The following is an 18424-nucleotide window of genomic DNA, read 5'->3' on the forward strand; positions in this document are numbered from 1 at the left end:
TCGTGTCGGGCGTCGTCCGCACCCTCACCAGAGGGGCGGGCGGCGCCCTTTATGCTAGAGTGCTACATTGTCCCGCATTGAGCCATGCTTGCGCAGCGTATGGTCAATTTGGCGCGGGGAGGGCATATCACTCTGGAATTGTGCCGGAGATGCCAGAAATGAAGCTGCGCCTGATTGCCCTTGCTGCCCCCATCGCGATGCTCGCCGCCTGTTCGGGCGGCAATGGAGATGCCGAGGACGGCGATGACATGAACGCCGCCAGCCAAGGCGCGCTCAACGAAAATCTCGCGACCGATCCCGACCTTGCGAACAGCAGCGAAGAAGGCGCCGCATTGTCCGGCACGGGAAACCAGAACATCCCCAAGATCGACACGTCAGAGCGCGCGATCGAGGATGCACGCAGCCGGGCAGTCCAGATGGTGGGCGGCAGCGCCAATATGGACGCGCTGCCGACCGCAAAGCGACTGGGAGAGGACGCAGCGGACACGCCAGCCATGGTCCAGGCGGCACGCGCGCTTCAGGGCCCCGGCAACACCAATTGCTTTGAAAAAGTGAGCTATTCGGCTTCGTGGTCGGCTAAACTTCCGGCCGAATTCCCGATCTATCCACGCGGCAACACCATCGAGGCCGCGGGCAGTGACGACGGATCCTGTTCGGTTCGCGCTGTCACCTTCCGCACCGGCGTGCCGAAGAGCGATGTTCTGGCATTTTACGCCACCCGCGCAGATGACGCAGGTTACAAGGTTGAGCATGTGCTCAAAGGCGGCGAAAACGTCCTGTCTGCCATCGATGGGCAGAGCGCGATGGTCATCTATGCTCGCACAATCCCGGGCAAGGTCACCGAAATCGACCTCGTTACCAGCAAACGTTGAGGCCCGCCGGGATCAGCCTTCCTTGAGGCCGATCCCTATGCTGGCACGCGGTTGGTCCATTTCCGTACTAGCGACCGGATAGGCGCAGTAATCCGCGGCATAGAAAGCTGCAGGACGGTGATTGCCCGAAAGTCCGACGCCGCCGAACGGGGCGGCAGATGATGCACCGTTGGTTGGACGGTTCCAATTGAGAATACCCGCGCGTGCTTCAAACCAGAAGCGCTCGAAATCTTCTGGCTTACCACCCATCAGCGAGGCGGAGAGGCCATAACGCGTGTTGTTGGCTTCCGTGATGGCCGCGTCGAAATCATTCACGCGTATCACTTGCAGCAGCGGCCCGAATAGCTCGATATCGGGCCGATCGCTCATTTCGGTCGCATCGATAATGGAAGGCGACAGGAAGGGAAGCTGTTCGTCGGGACGCTTCATATGCATCACCGGCTTGCCACCGCGACTGATCAGCGCGACGAAGCTTTCCGACAGGAGGTCTGCAGTCTGGTTGTCGATGACGGTCCCCATGAAGGGCTGCGGATCGGCAAAGGGTTCACCGACGATCAGTTTCTCCGCCAGCTGTTTCACCGCCGGGACGATCTTGTCGTAAATGCTATCTACCACGATCAAGCGGCGCGCTGCGGTGCAACGCTGGCCCGCAGTCGTGAAAGCGGACTGGATGATTGTTGCCGCGGCATCCTCGATCTTGGGCGTGTCGAGCATGACGATCGGGTTGTTGCCGCCCATTTCCAGTGCGACGATCTTGGCCGGATTGCTTGCCAGCTTGCGGTTGATCGCAATTCCCGCGCGAGCCGAACCGGTGAAGAGGACGCCGTCGACCATCGCGTGTTCGACCAGCGCCTTGCCTTCTTCCACACCACCAAGGAGGCATTGGACGACGCCTTGCGGAATGCCCGAGGCATTGAAGCATTTCACCAGGAATTCGCCGACGGCGGGAGTCTTCTCGCTGGGCTTGAAGATCACGACGTTACCCGCGATCAGGGCGGGCACGATGTGGCCGTTGGGAAGGTGCGCCGGGAAGTTGTAGGGGCCGAGAACAGCCATCACGCCATGAGGCTTGTGACGCAGGGCCGCCGTACCTTGAAGCGCACTGTTCAACTTTTTCTGGCCAGTGCGTTCAGCATAGGCCGTGACCGAAATCTCTACTTTGCCGATTACGGCTTCGACTTCGGTTTTGGCTTCCCATAGGGGCTTGCCCGTTTCGCGCGCGATGAGCTCCGCGAAAGGCTCGGCCTGCTTGCGCACTTCGTTGGCAAAGCGGCGGACAAGTTCGATGCGCTGGCCGACCGGCTGGCGTGCCCAGTCGGTTTTCGCCTTTACGGCCGTATCAATCGCTTGCTCGACGCTTCCGGCTTCGCCCTTCCAGAGCAGTTTGCCGGTGGCCGGTTCGGTAGAAATCATTTCGGCTTGCGACACGTATCGTCCCTTCCTCTCGCTCAAGCGAGCTTCTCGCGCCGCCTATGTGACAGCCGCGCCTGCGCGTCAAATCAAGTGTGCTGCCCTAGCGCTCATCGGAGAGAACGGGTGCCGGACCGTGGGCGCTGCCCATGCGACGCAGCGCCTTGATCTTCGAGTGGAGCGGAGCCCAGTCGTCGTCCCTGTCGATCGCGGCCCAGATGGCTTCGACCTCCTCGATCAGCATCGATTGAGGCGCTTCGTCGGACCAGTAGTCATGCGTGTCCGAGGCAGCTTCGTATCCTGAAAGTGCAGCGGCAAGATCGCCATTCGCATTCCTGCCACCCCGGTGCCGGAAAAAGAACTCATCCGGCTGTGCCTCGCTTTCCGCCATCAGTGCCTCGCAGGTGCCGACCAGCCGCGCGTCGTCGTCACCGCCCTTGGGCACCACGCCAAGACGCCAGCACCAGCGCCTGGCGATCGCATCCATGTAGAGCGGACCGAAGCGTTCCATCGCCGCAATGAGGGGCGGGGCGTCACAGATCAGCCTCAGCGCAATCGCGAACTGGCCGCAATTCCAGTGCAATGCCTCGGGCTGGCGACCGAAGGCATAGAGGCCCGAGTGGTCGAAATAGGCTGCGGTGAAACCGGGCTTCCATTGCGGCAGGAAACGCCAGGGGCCGTAATCGAAACTCTCGCCAGTGACGTTCATGTTGTCGGTGTTGAGCACGCCGTGGACGAAGCCTGCGACCATCCAGGCGGCGGCCAGATCGGCCAGCCGCTCGACCACTTGGTGCATCAGGCGCACCGCGGGCTCATCGCGGCCCGGTGCTTCCTCTGGCGGGGGAGGGCCAGGAAACTGCGTCAGGCAGTACTCGACCAGCGCTTCCATGTGCTCTTTCTCTTCCAGGGCCAGCAAGCGCTGGAAAGTGCCGATGCGGATATGCCCGTGACTCAGCCGCGTCATGACCGCCGATCGCGTGGGCGAGGGTTCGTCATTGCGCTGGAGTTGCTCGCCGGTCTCTATGACACTGAAAGTTTTCGACGTATTCACCCCGAGCGCTTCGAGCATTTCGGTGGCGAGGATTTCGCGCACTGCACCCTTCAAGGTCAGGCGGCCGTCGCCGGCTCGGCTCCACGGAGTCTGGCCCGATCCCTTTGTGCCGACATCGAGCAGGCGGTCCTCCCCGTCGCGCAGCTGCGCAAAGAGAAACCCGCGCCCGTCACCCAGTTCGGGATTGTACACGCGGAACTGGTGTCCGTGATAGCGCAGGGCGAGAGGGTGGGGCAGGTTATGGGGCAGCGGGGAAAATCGACCGAAATGACGTGCCCAGTTCTCGTCGTTCAGGTCCGCTAGGCCAACCGCTGCCGCCCAGCGATCGTTGCGAAACCGCAATTTCGTTTCGGGAAAATCGGCCGCTTCGACTGGATCGCCAAGCCAATCACTCAGGCCTAGGATCGGCGTGTCGGGACGGTAGGCGGCAGGGTGTGGGGCATCTGGCATCGCATTGGAGATGTGGTCCCGAGACACTGCACGCAAGTCATGGCTCGAAATTTGCCGCGCTAGGCGCTACCGCGCTTTCTATGAGCACTGAATACAGCGAGCGTAGCTGGCAAAGCGCCGAGGGCCTGACCCTCTATTTCCGCGATTATGGAGAGGCGAACGATCGCCCTCCGGTGTTGTGCCTTCACGGCCTGACCCGCAACAGCAAGGATTTCGAAGACGTCGCGGCGCATATCGCCGAGCAGGGCTGGCGAGTGATCGTGCCCGACATGCGCGGTCGCGGGAAAAGCGATTACGCCGAAGACAGCGCAACCTATGCCGTTCCGAATTATATCGGCGACGTCCTGGCGCTGCTCGAACAGGAAGGCATCGAGAAGTTCGTTTCGATCGGCACGTCGATGGGCGGTCTTATGACCATGCTGATCGCGCAGGCCATGCCGCAGCGTATCGCTGCCGCACTGCTCAACGATATCGGTCCGGTGGTCGATCCGGCGGGCATCGAGAAGATCCGCACCTATCTGGGGCAGGGCCGCAGCTTCCCGACCTGGATGCACGCAGCGCGCGCGCTGGAGGAAGTGCACGGGGAATCGCATCCATCGTTCGATACGGAAGACTGGATCGCGATGGCCAAGCGCGGGATGACCGTGTGCAGCAATGGCCGCATCGCCTTCGATTACGACATGAAAATCGCGGACCCGTTCAACGATGCCGACGAAAATGCGGTCCCACCCGACCTGTGGCCCGGTTTCGAGGCGCTGGCGAGCAATCCGCTGCTGCTGGTGCGCGGCGGACTGTCCGCCTTGCTGAGCGCCGATGCCTTCGCCGAAATGCAGAAGCGCGCGCCCAATGCCGATGTCGTGGTCGTGGAAGATGCCGGACATGCACCCACTCTGGATGAGCCGGAAGTGCGCACGGCCATCGATTCCCTTCTCGCCAGCGTAAAATGAGCGCGAAATCCGGCGGCGGCGTGCCGCGCGTCCTGCACCTGCAATCGACCTTCGCTGCGGGCGGCAAGGAGCGCCGCACGGTTGAGCTGATCAACGCTTTCGGGGGCAGGCTGGCCCATACAATTGTTTCGGCGGAACCGGATCGCTTGGACGCGGCGGATGGCATCGCCAACGGTATTCGCGTCACGCTGCAGCCGGATTTCCCGAGCCTCAAGGGCACACCGCTTCCCGGGCGACTGATGAAGATCGCCAAGGCCATGAAGCCATACGACCTAGTGCTCACCTATAATTGGGGCGCGATGGATGCGGTGATGGCGCACACGATGTTTTCCGAAGCGCTCGACCTGCCGCCGCTGATCCATCACGAAGACGGCTTCGATGAAAGCGAACTGAAAAAGCGCAAGCGCAGCCGGACCTGGTATCGCCGGATCGCGCTGGGTAAATCCTCGGGTCTGGTCGTGCCGTCCGAGACGCTGGAGGAGATCGCACTCGTCGAATGGCAGCAACCGCTCGGCCGCGTGAAGCGGATACCGAATGGCATCGACACCAAGGCCTTCGCCATGCGGCCCAAGCCCGACACCTTGCGCCTGATCAAGCGCAAGGGCGAATATTGGGTTGGCACTTTGGCGGCGCTGCGTGCCGTGAAGAACCTGCCGCGTCTGGTGCGCGCCTTTGCACCCATGGGCGGCGACTGGCATCTCGTCATTGTCGGCGAAGGCAATGAGCGCACCGCGATCGAGGCCGAGATCGACCGGCTGGAATTGCATGACCGTGTCCACCTGACCGGCGCCGTCAAGGACCCGGCGCGGGTCATCGGCCTGTTCGATATTTTCGCCCTGTCGAGCGATTCGGAGCAGTTTCCCCTGTCCGTGGTCGAAGCGATGGCGGCAGGCCTTCCTCTCGTCGCGCCCGATGTCGGCGATATCAAGGACATCGTGGCAGAGGAGAACCGCGAGTTCATTACACCAGCGGGCGACGAGGGCGCGCTATCGGCCTATTTGCGCGACATGGCCCGCGATCCCGTCCGCGCGGAGCGGATCGGTGCCGCCAACCAGGCCAAGGCTCGTGCCGAATTTGATCGTGACAAGATGGTTGCGACCTATCGCCGCCTCTATTCCAGCGCCATGCGCCGGGAGTTCTAGCGCGGGGCGCAGCGTTTCATCGCGTGTTCACCCGTCGGGGGACAGGCTTGCTCCCCGGATGGACAGGCATTGCCCTCTTATCGCGCTATGCCTAAAGACCCGGCCACAGATTTGCCTTTAATGGAGACCGAGCCGCAGTGGCCCGCAAACCCAAGACCGAACTCACCCGCGAAGAGAAGAAATCCCGCGCCGAGGCTGCCGAGCAGGAAGCCCTCCTGCGCGAGGTCGACGATGCCGTCCGCCAGGGCGACATGGAAAGCTTCATGGGGACTTATGGCAAGCCGCTGATCGGCGTGCTGATCGTCGGTCTTGCGGCATTCGGCGGCTACCTTTGGTGGGACAATAGCAACGAAGCGGCCACCGAAAGCCAATCCGAAGCGCTCGTGGTCGCACTCGACCAGCTTGAGGCAGGCAATACCTCGGCTGCCCTCGAACGGCTCGACGGCGTGGAAGGCGAAGGCACTCCGGCAATCAGCGCCAAGATGCTGCGCGCAGGAATGGCTGCGGAAGAAGGCAATTCCGAAGAAGCGGCCAAGCTGTTCGGGGAAGTCGCTGCCAACGAAGGTGCGCCGCAGACGCTGCGGGACATCGCGCTGATCCGACAGGTCACTGTGCAATTCGACTCGATGGCGCCGGCTGAAGTCGTTGCCAAGCTCCAGCCGCTGGCGACGCCGGGCGAGCCGTTCTTTGCGACTGCCGGCGAGCTTGTGGCCCATGCCTACCTCAAGCAGGGCAAGCGCGCGGAAGCCGGTGCGTTGTTCGGGCAGATAGCCCGCGACGATGCGACGCCGGAAGGCACCCGTGCACGCGTGCTCAACATGGCTGGTGTGCTCGGCGTAGATGCCGTGGACGATGTCGAGGAACTGCTCGACAGCCAGCGTGTCGACAACCAATCCGACGCATCCAGCGAATAACCGATCATAGACGGACCCAAGATGAGCCAGACAAAAGTCAAATCGATCACGCGCGGCATGATTGCCGCAACCCTGGCCCTGGGCCTGGGAGCCTGCAACGGCGGCCTGTTCGGGGGATCCGACGACAAGAAGACGACCCCGACCCTCGGCGATCGTGAGCCGATCCTTTCGCGTATCGAAACCGGCGCGAAGGTCGATCCTTCGCTGGCTGGCGTTTCGGTGGTCCTTCCGCCGGCGCAGGCCAATGCAGAATGGGGCCAGGCAGGCGGCACCGCCAGCAAGAGCTACGGGCACCTCGCCCTTTCGCAAACGCCGACCCGCGCATTTACCGTCGATGTGGCCGGGGCCGATAATCGCCAGCGCCTGGGCGCTTCGCCCGTCATCGGCGGCGGCAAACTGTTCGCCATGGGGACCGATGGCCGCATCTCTGCCTTCGATGCGCAAAGCGGTGCGCGCCAGTGGACTTACCAGTCGCAATTGAGCGACGATACGCGCCCGTCCGCGTTCGGCGGCGGCGTCAGCTACGGCGCTGGCAAGGTCTACGGCACGGACGGCGCCGGCAACGTCTTCGCGCTCGACGCGCAGACCGGTGCCGAACAGTGGAAGGTGAAGCCGGGCGGTCCGCTGCGCGGTTCGCCGACGCTGGCCTTCGACAACGTCTTCGTTATGACGCAGGACAATCTGCTCTACGCGCTAAACGCAGCGGACGGCAGCCTGCAGTGGGACGAATCGGGTTCGACGACCATGGCCGGCGTGTTCGGCGTTGCTGCTCCGGCCGCAGGTCAGGGCACGGTGGTCGCCGGATACACATCGGGCGAACTCATCGCCTATCGCTATGAAAACGGTCGCAGCCTGTGGGCGGACGCCCTGGCGCGTACCTCGATCTCCACACAGGTCGGTGCGCTGTCGGACATCGACGCCGATCCCATCATCGATAATGGCCGCGTCTACGCGCTTGGCCAGGGTGGCCGCATGGCCGCCTACGAGCTCGTCACGGGCCAGCGCCTGTGGGAACTCAACGTCGCCGGCATTTCGACCCCGGCCATTGCTGGCGAGTGGATCTTCGCGCTGACCGACGATGCGCGGCTGATCTCGATCCAGCGCAGCAGCGGCAAGGTCCGCTGGCTGACGCAGATGCCGCGTTACGAGAACGAGGAAAAGAAGAAGAACCCGATCTTCTGGCAGGGTCCGGTTCTTGCCGGCGGCCAGCTGTGGGCGGTGAATTCCAACGGCGAGATCTGGCGCATCAGCACCGGTGAAGGCTCTGCCACCCTGTTCACCGAGCTGGAAGAGGCGATCAGCCTACCCCCCGTGGTCGCGAACGAAACGCTCTTCGTCCTCGACGACAGCGGCACGATCACCGCGTTCCGTTAAGCACGCGATAGTTTTCGTGCCGTTTACCATTGCCGCGCTATAGGGTGCGGCAATGGCTACGAACGCACCTGTTCCGGATACGCGTCCAGCAAGCGATGTCGCGCCAGCCGTCGGGCTGGTGGGGCTTGCCGCTTTGCTCTTGTGGGTGTGGATCGCGCGCGATTGGGCGGGAATTGCCGAATTCTGGGATCTGCCGGGTCCGCGTGAGCCTCTGGTTGGACCCAATGCAGCCATTGCGGGCTTGGTCTTCATTACGATCCCGATGGTTGCGTGGTCGATATTCATCGACAAGGTGCACCTGCGCCCCTCGACCGGCATCGACTGGACGCTCGCGAAGAGTCGCAAGCCCGATCTTGAGACCTCGCTGACCAAGATTGCGGGACTGTGGGCGACCTGGGCGATCCTGGTCGCGCTTTATTGCCTGTGTCGCTGGTACTGGACCGGTAACTACATCTACGCGCTCAAGGTGCTGGCGGTGATGGGCGCTGCGATGGTGGTGCTATCGGTGCCCTATGTCCTGTGGCTCGACCGCGTGATGAAGAACCCGCGGGACCATCCCTGGCATTTTGGCGCCATGCTGTTCATGCGCGACGACTGGGACCGCGCAGAGGTGCTGAAGCACTGGCGTGCGTGGATCATCAAGGCGTTCTTCGGCGCTTTCATGATCTCGATCGTGCCGGTCAATTTCGCCAATGTGGTGAACGCGGACTTCTACGAGTTCCTGTCCAACCCCGTGGTCTACGCCGTAGTGCTGATCAACCTGCTGTTTCTGATCGATGTGATGGTGGGCGCGGTCGGGTATATTGTGACCCTGCGTCCGCTGGATGCGCATATCCGTTCCGGCAACCCCTTCCTCGGCGGCTGGCTGGCGGCGCTGATCTGCTATCCACCCTTCGTGTGGGGCATCCTCGGCAACGGGCAGGTCATGAGCTACGAACACAATGTCGAGCAGTGGCATTACTGGCTGGCCGGAAACGAGGTAATCCTGTGGCTGTGGGCCGGATTGCTGGTCTTCCTGACTGCGATCTATGCGTGGGCGACCTTCGCCTTCGGTATCCGGTTTTCCAACCTTACTTATCGCGGTGTCCTGACCAATGGCCCGTACCGCTTCACCCGACACCCTGCATACCTGTCCAAGAACCTGTTCTGGTGGTGCAGTGTGATGCCGTTCCTGGTCGTCAACCAGAGCCCGGTGGATGCGATCCGCAACACCTTCTTCCTGCTGTGCGTCAATGGCATCTACTATTGGCGTGCGCGCACGGAAGAAGCGCACCTGCTGGCCGAGGACCAGAAGTACCGCGACTATTATGCGTGGATGGGGCGCAACGGCCTGATCACCGCGCCGCTGACGAGGTTGTTCGCGAAATTTGCGCCGGGGCCCGCGGCATCCGCACAGCCTGCCGAATAGGTCAGCCGAGCGGCTGGCCGTCGTCGGTTTCGTAGATCCGCAGGTCGCGCGACACGGGCGGGTTGTTCGCCATGACTTCCTGGAAAGCCGCCATGTGGGCGGATTTGCCGTGCGCATCGAGCGCTTCCTTGTCGCGCCACCGCTCGAACAGGACTAGCGTGTTGGGATCGGCGAGGTCGCGCGCGAAAGTGTAATCGAGGCAGCCGTCTTCTGCCCGGCTTGCGCGGACCATGGTGATGATCGCGTCCAGCGTGTTGCTGTCGATACCTTCGGCCAGTCGGATCGTGCCGTTAATCTGGATCATCGCCGTGTCCTCTCTCAGAAGCTGTATTTGTAGACTCGCTTGATGTCGCCGCCCCATTCGCCGTGATAGCGATCGAGCATGACCTGGGCGGGTACCTTGCCGCTGGCGACGATCTCGTCGAGCGTTTCGAGGAATCCGGTTTCGTTGTCGCCCGAGGTATTGAGCCTGCCGCGTGCAGCAAGGCCGGATCGGGCCACGGCGAGCACTTCCTTCGCCATGTCGCGCAACTTGCCACCACCGGGAATTGGCGCGTCGAGCGCCAGCTTCGGCACCGCGTTGCGCAGGCTCTCGCGCTCTTCCATCGTCCAGTCCTTGACGAGGTCCCACGCCGCATCGAGTGCGCCCTGGTCGTAGAGCAGGCCGACCCAGAAGGCGGGCAGGGCACAAATGCGGCTCCACGGACCGCCGTCGGCGCCGCGCATTTCGAGAAAGCTCTTGAGGCGTACTTCGGGGAAAGCGGTGGAAAGGTGATCCCACCAGTCGCTTTGCGTCGGCTTTTCGCCGGGCAGGATCGACAGCTTGCCATCGAGGAAGTCGCGGAAGCTGAGGCCTGCCGCGTCGAGGTACTTGCCGTCGCGGAAGACGAAATACATCGGCACGTCGAGCATGTAGTCGACCCAGCGTTCGTATCCGAAGCCGTCTTCGAACACGAAGGGCAGCATGCCGGTGCGATGCGAGTCGGTGTCGCTCCAGATATGGCTGCGATAAGACAGGTATCCGTTGGGCTTCCCTTCGGTGAAGGGCGAATTCGCGAACAGGGCCGTTGCCAGCGGTTGCAGCGCAAGGCCGGTGCGGAACTTCTGCACCATGTCCACTTCGGACGAATAGTCGAGGTTCACCTGGATGGTGCAGGTCCGCAGCATCATGTCGAGGCCGAGAGTGCCGACGCGCGGCATGTGCCGCATCATGATCTCGTAACGGCCCTTGGGCATGATCGGCAGCTCTTCGCGGGTCTTGTCGGGCCACATGCCGAGGCCGAGGAAGCCGACGCCGCAGTCTTCGCCGACGCGCTTCACCTGATCGAGGTGTCGTCCGGTTTCGGCGCAGGTCTGGTGCAGGTTTTCGAGCGGCGCGCCGGAAAGTTCCAGTTGGCCGGCCGGTTCGAGGCTGACCGTCCCGTCGTCGCCGCGCATGGCGATGACCTTGCCGCCTTCCTCGACCGGCTCCCAGCCGAACTGGCGCAGCGACATCAGTATGTCGCGAATGCCGCCTGGTTCGTCATAGGAAGGGGCGCGGAAATCCTCGCGGCGGAACACCAGCTTTTCATGCTCTGTCCCGATGCGCCAGTCGGCCTTTGGTTTTTCGCCAGACTGCATCGGGGCGACCAACTGGTCGCGCGATTCGATGATCGGGTCTTCCTTGGCGGAGGTGTCGCGCGTGCTCATTGGGTGGCGTTAGAAAACCCAATCCCGCTGCGCAAAGGATTTATTCCTCGTCGATCCAGTCGCCTGCTTCCGCCATCCAGACCGCTATTCCCGCAATCGCCGCGGTTTCACCGCGCAGGACGCGGGGGCCGAGGCTGATAGGGCGGGCGTTGGGATGGGCGCGGATCGCCTCGCGCTCGGCATCGTCGAACCCGCCCTCGGGCCCGGTGAGCAGGGCTGCAGGGCCGTCTGCATAGCAGAAGGCGTCGGCCGCCGGTTCGCCGCCTTCCTCGTCGGCGAAGAAAAGCAGGCGGTCTTCGGGCCATTCGCGCAGGAGGGCGTCGAGCTTCACCGGCTCTGCCACCTGGGGCAGGGCAGTGCGGGCACATTGCTCCGCCGCTTCGGTGACGATGGCAGACGCACGGTCGAGGTTGAGCTTGTCTGCGACACAGCGCCGCGTGATGACCGGCGCGATCCGGTCGACGCCCAGCTCGGTCGCTTTTTCCAGCACCATGTCGAAGCGGTCTTTCTTCAGCAGCGCGGGGCACAGCCAGAAATCCGGCACCGGTTCGCGCGGGCGTTGGTGGTGGGTCGGTTGCAGTGTCACATGGCGCTTGCCCGCTTCGACCACTTCGGCGGCCCATTCCCCGGTCACGTCGTCGCACAGGATCACCGCATCGCCGGGGGACACCCGCATGACCTTGGTCAGGTAGTGCGCCTGATTGCCCTCTATCTGAACGGTCGTATGGTTCGAAAGCTCGGTTTCGACGAACAGGCGGGGAGCGCTCTTGGGCGGCCAGGCGGGTGTTGCAGGCATGGCTAGCCTGTTGGCGTCTCGCGCAGTAGGAAGCAAGCGATGAACGACAGCCCCGCAACCCAGCAGATCGTCCCCGACAGCGAGCACCGCGGGCTGGTCGAACGCCTGCCGCAATTGCCGCGCGATCTTGCGATGCTGGCGCGGTTCGACCGGCCGATCGGCTGGTGGCTGCTGTTCTGGCCCTGCGCATGGGGCGTGTGGCTGGCAGGCGCAGGCTGGCAGTTCGCGCTGCTCGGCTGGTTATTGCTCGGCAGCATCGCCATGCGCGGTGCGGGCTGCGTCTACAACGACATCGTCGATGCCAAGCTCGACCGGCAGGTGGCGCGTACCGCCAGCCGCCCGGTGGCGAGCGGGCGCGTGTCGAAGAAACTTGCATGGGCCTGGCTGGTCACGCTGAGCCTCGTCGGGCTTGTCGTCCTGTTGCAACTGGAGCCGCTGGCGCGATTGGTCGCTTTGGCGAGCATTGCGCTGGTCGCGGCCTATCCCTTCATGAAACGGATCACCTGGTGGCCGCAGGCATGGCTCGGCATGGTCTTCACCTGGGGGCTGCTGGTCGGCTTCACCCATTTCCGCGCCGATAATCTCGACGCGCTAATCGCAATGTATGCGGGCGCTGCGCTGTGGGTGATCGGTTACGACACGATCTACGCCATGCAGGACCGCGAAGACGACGCGCTGGTCGGCATCCGCTCATCCGCACTCCGCCTTGGGGGCAGGGTGCGCGGGGGCGTCGCGCTGTTCTATGGTGCAGCCGTGGCCCTTTGGGCGCTTGCCTTCTGGCTATACCGGGCGGACTGGATCGCCCTCGTCGCCCTGCTGCCCGCCGCCGCGCATCTGGTTTGGCAGGTCGCCACCCTCGATGGCGACGATCCCGACAATCCGCTGGAACGCTTCCGCGCCAACCGCTGGACCGGTGCGCTGGTCGCTGCTGCGTGTTTCGTCGTCGGCAATGCGTGAGCAAAGGGTGGTTCACAGGCGGCCAAGCCTTGACTCATAGCCCGCAATCGCCTTGCAGCGGGTAACACCTTTTCTCGCCTTTTTGCGGAGCGCACACCCATGAAATTCTTCGTCGACACTGCCGATATCGCCGACATCAAGGAAATGGCCGACACCGGCCTGCTCGACGGGGTGACGACCAATCCCTCGCTGATCGCCAAGTCGGGTCGTGATTTCATGGAAGTGACTAAGGAAATCTGCGGTCTTACCGATGGCCCGGTCAGCGCCGAAGTCGTCGCGCTCGACCATGAAACCATGATGAAAGAAGCGGAAACGCTGCGCCGGATCGCGGACAACGTCTGCATCAAGGTCCCGCTGACGATCGACGGCCTCAAGACCTGCAAGAAGCTGACCAGCGACGGCACCATGGTCAATGTGACGCTGTGCTTCTCCGCCAACCAGGCGCTGCTGGCAGCGAAGGCTGGCGCGACCTTCGTGTCGCCTTTCGTCGGCCGTCACGACGACAACGGCTTCGACGGCATGGAACTGATCGCCGATATCGCGCAGATCTATTCCAACTACGGCTTCGAAACCGAAATCCTAGTCGCCTCTATCCGCAACCCCGTCCACGTGCTGCAGAGCGCGCGGATCGGCGCCGATGTCGCCACCATGCCGCCTGCCGTGATCAAAGGCCTGTTCAAGCACGTCCTGACCGACAAGGGGCTGGAAGGCTTCATCAAGGACTGGGAAAAGACTGGCCAAAGCATCCCGACGTCCTAACTAGGCCTACGTGACCGACCAGACACCCCTCGACCGCTTCAAGCAGGCATTGACCGGCACCGCGCGCGCCCTGGCGCAGGAGCCGGAGGTCGAGGTTGCGTGGAGCGCGGACAGTCCGAGCCAGTCGGGCAAGAACTTCCGCGTTCCGCTGCCCGGTCGGACGCTGCCCAAGGACCAGGCGACCGAGGCGCGCGGCTTTGCCGACAGCTTCGCGCTGCGCCTGCGCCATCATAACGAAGCGCTGCACAATCGCGGCGCGCCGCCTGAACCGATTGCCAGAGCTTGCTACGATGCGATCGAGCAGGTGCGCTACGAGGCGATCGGCAGCACGCGCTATTCCGGCATTCGCGACAATCTGGACGCGGCGGTCGAATTGCGCACGGCGAGCGATCCGATCGCGCGCGCCGATGCGGCAAACGAAGTGCCGCTGCCGACCGCGCTCTCGCTGATGCTCCGCGAGGCGCTGACGGGCGAAGCGATCCCCGAACGCGCCAAGGCAGGCGTCGACATGGTGCGCGAGGATATCCTGTCGAAGATCGGCAGCGATATGGACGATCTTGCAGGCGCACTCGATGACCAGCGCGCCTTTCAGGACCTGACCATAGAAATGCTCCGGCATCTCGAACTCACTCTGCCCGATATGCCCGAGGACGAGGGGCGCGAGGACGGTGACGAGGACGAGGGCGATACGCCCGAAGAAGACCAGGACACCGACGAGGAAGACGAGGGCGAGGCGCAGCCGCAGGAAACCGACGCGCGCGGTGAGGTTACCGACGGCGAGGCCGATGGCGATGCCGACCAGGACGTCGAGGGCGAACAGGAAATGTCCGACGGTGATCCCTCGGACGAAGAGGGCGAGGGCATGCAGCCCGTCCGCCCGAACCGCCCGTGGACCGATCTGCCCGAAGATTTCGACTACCGCGCCTATACCGACAAGTTCGACGAGGTGATCGAAGCGCCCGAGCTGTGCGACCACGAGGAACTGGACCGGCTGCGCGCCTATCTCGACAGCCAGCTGGCGGGCCTGCAGGGCATCGTCACGCGGCTCGCCAACCGTCTCCAGCGCCGCCTCATGGCGCAGCAGAACCGCAGCTGGGATTTCGACCAGGAAGAAGGCCTGCTCGATGTCGCGCGCCTGACCCGCGTGGTCGTCAGCCCCGGCCATGCGCTCTCCTACAAGATGGAGCGCGATACCGAGTTCAAGGACACGGTCGTCACGCTGCTGATCGACAATTCGGGCTCCATGCGCGGGCGGCCGATTTCCATCGCCGCAATCAGCGCCGACATCATGGCGCGCACGCTCGAACGCTGCGGCGTGAAGACCGAAATCCTCGGCTTCACCACCCGTGCGTGGAAAGGCGGGCAGAGCCGCGAGGCATGGCTCGCCGATGGCCGCCCCGCCGATCCGGGGCGCCTCAACGACCTCAGGCATATCATCTACAAGAAGGCCGACGAGCCATGGCGCCGCGCGCGCCGCAATCTCGGCCTAATGATGCGCGAAGGGCTGCTCAAGGAAAACATCGACGGCGAAGCGCTGCTGTGGGCGCACACCCGCCTTCTCGCCCGCCCCGAAGACCGCCGCATCCTGCTGGTCATCAGCGACGGTGCGCCGGTCGACGACAGCACGCTTTCGGTGAACCAGGCGGGCTATCTGGAAGGCCACCTGCGCAAGGTGATCGAGTGGATCGAGAAGCAAAGCCCCGTCCAGCTCGCCGCCATCGGCATCGGCCATGATGTGACCCGCTACTACAAGCGCTCGGTGACGATCATGGACGTCGAACAGCTCGGCGGCACGATTATCGAGCAGCTTGCGGGCTTGTTCGAGGTGGAGAAGAGCTAGGGCCGCAAAGCGTAGCGGCGCCGCGGATCGCCCTTGGCGAGATATTTACCCACTAAAAACATCGCGATGCCGAGGATCGCCAGATTGGTGGCGATAAAGATCGTCCAGAAGGCGGCTGGGCTCAGTACGCCTACCACCCCAAAGCGTGGATTGGTAGCAAGCTGGCTAAATCCCGCCATCAGAAGACCCGCATAAGAAAAAGCGAAGCGCATCTGATGATTGCGTAGCCAAGCTGGATCTCGTGTCAGGTTCCACTTCCACAGAGCGAAGATGCCTATGAGCGAGCTAATCCCGCCCACGACAATGAACAGGTGGAAAAAGCCCCAACCGCTTGACCCAAACTCGAGGACGGTTGCTGGTACAAAGACGACGACGCTCGTCGTTACTAGCATGGCTAAGACATAGGCGCAGGCCCATCGCCGGTGACGCAGGTCTCCCTTGGGAAGGAGAAAAACAATCGCGCCTGTCACAATTGCAAGAAGTGCCGCGCCGATATGGATCTGCAGCAAGATCGAGAGGTCAGCCATATCCATTCTCCTCCGCAAATGTCGAGCCTACGCTAGCTGCACTATTTACGCAAAACACTCGGCGATGTAGCCAATCGATCAGCGCATGTTAGGTCCCGGGAATGAATGTATCTGAAGCCGTCCAGTCACGCCGGTCCGTCCGCGCCTTTACCGACCAGCCGGTCGATCGCGACACTCTCACCCGCGTACTCGAAAAGGCGCAGCGTTCGCCCTCGGGCGGCAATGTCCAGCCGTGGAATGCCGTCATCCTCACCGGCGAACCGATGCAGGCGCTGTTCGACCGGGTGGCGCAGGAATTTCCCAAGGGGCGCGCGGCGCTGAAGCCTGAATACGATATCTATCCCAAGGGCCTCGATGGGGTTTACGAGGAGCGCCGCTTCGGCGTGGGCGAGGATATGTACGCGGCGCTGGATATCAGCCGCGAGGACAAGGCCAAGCGCCTCATGTGGTTCGCCAATAACTTCCGCGCATTCGGCGCGCCGGTGCTGATGCTGGTCCACACGCCCAAGTATATGGGCCCGCCACAATGGAGCGATATCGGCATGTGGCTGCAGACGATCATGCTGCTGCTGCGCGAGGAAGGGCTCGATAGCTGCGCGCAGGAAGCCTGGGCTGCCTACAGCCCGCAGGTCCGCGAGATGGTCGACATTCCCGAAGACCACATCTTCTTCTGCGGCATGGCCATCGGCTATCGCGATCCGGATGCTCCGGTGAACCAGTTCGATGTGAAACGCGCAGCCCTCGACGAATCCGTGCGCTGGGAGGGTTGGCAGTAGCCTCCCGCGCACCTAATGGCCTGCGCATGACCGAAACGCCGCTCAAGCTGTTCAACTCGCTCACTCGCGAAATCGAGACTTTCACCCCCGTCCACCCGGGCGAAGCGCGCGTCTATTCCTGCGGTCCGACGGTCTACAATTACCAGCATATCGGCAATATGCGCGCCTACGTGTTTTCCGACACGCTGGGCCGCGTGCTGCGCTGGAAGGGCTATGACCTCACCCATGTGATCAACATCACCGATGTCGGCCACCTCACCTCCGATGCGGACGAGGGCGAGGACAAGATGGAGAAGATGGCGGCCAAGGCTGGCAAGTCCGCCTGGGATATCGCCAAATTCTACCAGGAAGATTTCGAGCGCGACCTTGCCCGGCTGAACATCACCGGCAAACAGCACCCGCGCGCCACCGAATATGTCGAGCCGATGATCGAGTGGGGCAAGCGGATCGCCGACAAGCACTGCTACGAACTCGACAGCGGCCTCTATTTCGACGTCTCCACCGTCGACGATTACGGCCGCCTTGCTCGCGCGGTTACGGAGGAAGGCGAAGGCCGTATCAATGCCGTCGAGGGTAAGCGGAACGCAGCCGACTTCGCCATCTGGCGGAAAACTCCCGATGGCGAGACGCGGCAGATGGAATGGGACAGCCCGTGGGGAAAGGGCGCGCCCGGCTGGCACCTCGAATGCTCGGTCATGGGTGAGGCCCTGCTTGGCTTCCCCTTCGACATTCACACCGGCGGGATCGATCACCGCGAGATCCACCACCCGAACGAGATCGCGCAGAACCAGGCCTATTGCTGCACCAACGGCCTCGACAATGCCGAGAACAGCGGCGCGCGTATCTGGATGCACAACAATTTCCTCGTCGAACGGTCGGGGAAGATGTCCAAGAGCTCCGGCGAGTTCCTGCGCCTGCAACTGCTGGTCGATAAAGGCTACCACCCGCTCGCCTATCGCATGATGTGCCTGCAGGCGCATTACCGCAGCGAGCTGGAGTTCAGCTGGGAGGGGCTGGGCGCGGCGCTCACCCGCCTCAAACGGATCGTGATGGCTGTGGAGCGGCTGAAGGACGAAGCGGCGGGCGACCCCTCGCACCAAAAGTTCGCACCGATGCGTGAGAAATTTGCGAGCGCGATCTCCGATGATCTCAACACCTCCGTCGCGCTGGTGGCGCTTGAAGAGGCGTTGGCAGTCAAGAAGGTCGACGGCGGGGTGAAGCGCGCCGTGATCGAGGACATGGACCGCGTGCTCGGCCTCGACCTGTTCGATCTCTCTCGCGCAGACCTTCGCATCCGTCCTGCCTCGGCCGAAATAACCGAGGCCGAAATCGAAGCGGAGCTCATCCGCCGCAAGGAAGCCAAGGTCGCGAAGGATTATGCGACTTCCGATGCCATCCGCGCCAGTCTCGCCGACAAGGGCGTCGAGGTGATGGACGGCGATCCGCTCGGCTGGGAGTGGAAGCTGGGCTAAGTTGCGGTTAGGGACTTATCGGCAAGAGGAGAGTCCCCCG

17 protein-coding genes are annotated in these 18424 nt (G+C 63.0%); 11 read left to right on the top strand and 6 right to left on the bottom strand.

The features are described from left to right. The first annotated feature begins 158 nt into the window (after window positions 1–158). Window positions 159–872, top strand: a complete 714-nt coding sequence (locus GRI34_RS02125) for a hypothetical protein (protein ID WP_160594532.1) — start codon at window positions 159–161, stop codon at window positions 870–872. Window positions 873–884: 12 nt separating this feature from the next. On the opposite strand, the gene astD is transcribed toward GRI34_RS02125, so the two are convergent. Then, window positions 885–2285, bottom strand: coding sequence for a succinylglutamate-semialdehyde dehydrogenase (gene astD / locus GRI34_RS02130; protein ID WP_160594533.1), 1401 nt, complete (start codon window positions 2283–2285; stop codon window positions 885–887). Window positions 2286–2385: 100 nt separating this feature from the next. Beyond that, a complete protein-coding gene (locus GRI34_RS02135) occupies window positions 2386–3783 on the bottom strand; it encodes a protein adenylyltransferase SelO family protein (protein WP_160594534.1) in 1398 nt (465 codons plus the stop codon). Between the two features lie 80 nt (window positions 3784–3863). Between GRI34_RS02135 and GRI34_RS02140 the strand changes: the two genes are divergently transcribed. The 5 genes from GRI34_RS02140 (at window position 3864) to GRI34_RS02160 (ending at window position 9568) form a co-directional block, all read left to right on the top strand. Next, a complete protein-coding gene (locus GRI34_RS02140) occupies window positions 3864–4730 on the top strand; it encodes an alpha/beta fold hydrolase (RefSeq protein ID WP_160594535.1) in 867 nt (288 codons plus the stop codon). Further along, window positions 4727–5872, top strand: a complete 1146-nt coding sequence (locus tag GRI34_RS02145; RefSeq protein ID WP_160594536.1) for a glycosyltransferase — start codon at window positions 4727–4729, stop codon at window positions 5870–5872. The genes GRI34_RS02140 and GRI34_RS02145 overlap by 4 nt, the downstream gene beginning before the upstream one ends. A gap of 137 nt (window positions 5873–6009) precedes the next feature. Further along, the gene (locus GRI34_RS02150) at window positions 6010–6786 is read left to right on the top strand and encodes a tetratricopeptide repeat protein (RefSeq protein WP_325065170.1); all 777 of its coding nucleotides are present in this window, start codon (window positions 6010–6012) and stop codon (window positions 6784–6786) included. 21 nt (window positions 6787–6807) lie between these two features. Then, window positions 6808–8160: an outer membrane protein assembly factor BamB family protein gene (locus tag GRI34_RS02155; RefSeq protein ID WP_160594537.1), complete on the top strand. Its 1353-nt coding sequence runs from the start codon at window positions 6808–6810 to the stop codon at window positions 8158–8160. 52 nt (window positions 8161–8212) lie between these two features. Next, the gene (locus GRI34_RS02160; protein ID WP_160594538.1) at window positions 8213–9568 is read left to right on the top strand and encodes a methyltransferase family protein; all 1356 of its coding nucleotides are present in this window, start codon (window positions 8213–8215) and stop codon (window positions 9566–9568) included. A gap of 1 nt (window position 9569) precedes the next feature. On the opposite strand, the gene GRI34_RS02165 is transcribed toward GRI34_RS02160, so the two are convergent. From GRI34_RS02165 to GRI34_RS02175, 3 genes are read right to left on the bottom strand one after another with little or no spacing between them, the layout of a single operon-like run. Beyond that, window positions 9570–9872 (bottom strand): putative quinol monooxygenase, encoded by a 303-nt coding sequence (locus GRI34_RS02165; protein WP_160594539.1) that lies wholly within the window; start codon window positions 9870–9872, stop codon window positions 9570–9572. A 14-nt stretch (window positions 9873–9886) separates the two neighbouring features. Then, window positions 9887–11257 (bottom strand): glutamate--cysteine ligase, encoded by a 1371-nt coding sequence (locus tag GRI34_RS02170; protein ID WP_160594540.1) that lies wholly within the window; start codon window positions 11255–11257, stop codon window positions 9887–9889. 40 nt (window positions 11258–11297) lie between these two features. Next, window positions 11298–12053 carry a 16S rRNA (uracil(1498)-N(3))-methyltransferase gene (locus GRI34_RS02175; protein WP_160594541.1) on the bottom strand — a complete coding sequence of 252 codons (756 nt, stop codon included), beginning with the start codon at window positions 12051–12053 and terminating at the stop codon, window positions 11298–11300. Window positions 12054–12092: 39 nt separating this feature from the next. Here GRI34_RS02175 and ubiA point away from each other — a divergent pair, with 39 nt between their 5' ends. From ubiA to cobT, 3 genes are all read left to right on the top strand, one after another. Beyond that, on the top strand, window positions 12093–13010 hold the full coding sequence (ubiA, locus tag GRI34_RS02180; RefSeq protein ID WP_160594542.1) for a 4-hydroxybenzoate octaprenyltransferase: 918 nt from the start codon (window positions 12093–12095) through the stop codon (window positions 13008–13010). Window positions 13011–13109: 99 nt separating this feature from the next. Next, window positions 13110–13769, top strand: coding sequence for a fructose-6-phosphate aldolase (gene fsa / locus GRI34_RS02185; RefSeq protein ID WP_100260882.1), 660 nt, complete (start codon window positions 13110–13112; stop codon window positions 13767–13769). Window positions 13770–13779: 10 nt separating this feature from the next. Then, window positions 13780–15609 carry a cobaltochelatase subunit CobT gene (cobT, locus tag GRI34_RS02190; RefSeq protein WP_160594543.1) on the top strand — a complete coding sequence of 610 codons (1830 nt, stop codon included), beginning with the start codon at window positions 13780–13782 and terminating at the stop codon, window positions 15607–15609. On the opposite strand, the gene GRI34_RS02195 is transcribed toward cobT, so the two are convergent. Then, window positions 15606–16136 carry a DUF2306 domain-containing protein gene (locus tag GRI34_RS02195; protein WP_160594544.1) on the bottom strand — a complete coding sequence of 177 codons (531 nt, stop codon included), beginning with the start codon at window positions 16134–16136 and terminating at the stop codon, window positions 15606–15608. The two genes, cobT and GRI34_RS02195, sit on opposite strands and share 4 nt — an antisense overlap. Window positions 16137–16237: 101 nt before the next feature. Between GRI34_RS02195 and GRI34_RS02200 the strand changes: the two genes are divergently transcribed. Continuing rightward, window positions 16238–16912 carry a nitroreductase gene (locus tag GRI34_RS02200; RefSeq protein ID WP_160594545.1) on the top strand — a complete coding sequence of 225 codons (675 nt, stop codon included), beginning with the start codon at window positions 16238–16240 and terminating at the stop codon, window positions 16910–16912. Between the two features lie 26 nt (window positions 16913–16938). After that, entirely contained in the window at window positions 16939–18384 is a 1446-nt protein-coding gene (gene cysS / locus GRI34_RS02205; RefSeq protein WP_160594546.1) for a cysteine--tRNA ligase, read from the top strand. Window positions 18385–18424: the final 40 nt, after the last annotated feature.

The organism is Qipengyuania aquimaris (assembly GCF_009827445.1).
Classification (GTDB): domain Bacteria; phylum Pseudomonadota; class Alphaproteobacteria; order Sphingomonadales; family Sphingomonadaceae; genus Qipengyuania; species Qipengyuania aquimaris.

Coding starts and splice junctions, on each gene's coding strand:
- GRI34_RS02145 (WP_160594536.1), top strand. CDS start 4,727: ATGAGCGCGAAATCCGGCGGCGGCGTGCCGCGCGTCCTGCACCTGCAA.
- ubiA (WP_160594542.1), top strand. CDS start 12,093: ATGAACGACAGCCCCGCAACCCAGCAGATCGTCCCCGACAGCGAGCAC.
- fsa (WP_100260882.1), top strand. CDS start 13,110: ATGAAATTCTTCGTCGACACTGCCGATATCGCCGACATCAAGGAAATG.
- astD (WP_160594533.1), bottom strand. CDS start 2,285: ATGATTTCTACCGAACCGGCCACCGGCAAACTGCTCTGGAAGGGCGAA.
- GRI34_RS02165 (WP_160594539.1), bottom strand. CDS start 9,872: ATGATCCAGATTAACGGCACGATCCGACTGGCCGAAGGTATCGACAGC.
- GRI34_RS02160 (WP_160594538.1), top strand. CDS start 8,213: ATGGCTACGAACGCACCTGTTCCGGATACGCGTCCAGCAAGCGATGTC.
- GRI34_RS02155 (WP_160594537.1), top strand. CDS start 6,808: ATGAGCCAGACAAAAGTCAAATCGATCACGCGCGGCATGATTGCCGCA.
- GRI34_RS02195 (WP_160594544.1), bottom strand. CDS start 16,136: ATGGCTGACCTCTCGATCTTGCTGCAGATCCATATCGGCGCGGCACTT.
- GRI34_RS02125 (WP_160594532.1), top strand. CDS start 159: ATGAAGCTGCGCCTGATTGCCCTTGCTGCCCCCATCGCGATGCTCGCC.
- GRI34_RS02170 (WP_160594540.1), bottom strand. CDS start 11,257: ATGAGCACGCGCGACACCTCCGCCAAGGAAGACCCGATCATCGAATCG.
- GRI34_RS02140 (WP_160594535.1), top strand. CDS start 3,864: ATGAGCACTGAATACAGCGAGCGTAGCTGGCAAAGCGCCGAGGGCCTG.
- GRI34_RS02200 (WP_160594545.1), top strand. CDS start 16,238: ATGAATGTATCTGAAGCCGTCCAGTCACGCCGGTCCGTCCGCGCCTTT.
- GRI34_RS02135 (WP_160594534.1), bottom strand. CDS start 3,783: ATGCCAGATGCCCCACACCCTGCCGCCTACCGTCCCGACACGCCGATC.
- cysS (WP_160594546.1), top strand. CDS start 16,939: ATGACCGAAACGCCGCTCAAGCTGTTCAACTCGCTCACTCGCGAAATC.
- GRI34_RS02175 (WP_160594541.1), bottom strand. CDS start 12,053: ATGCCTGCAACACCCGCCTGGCCGCCCAAGAGCGCTCCCCGCCTGTTC.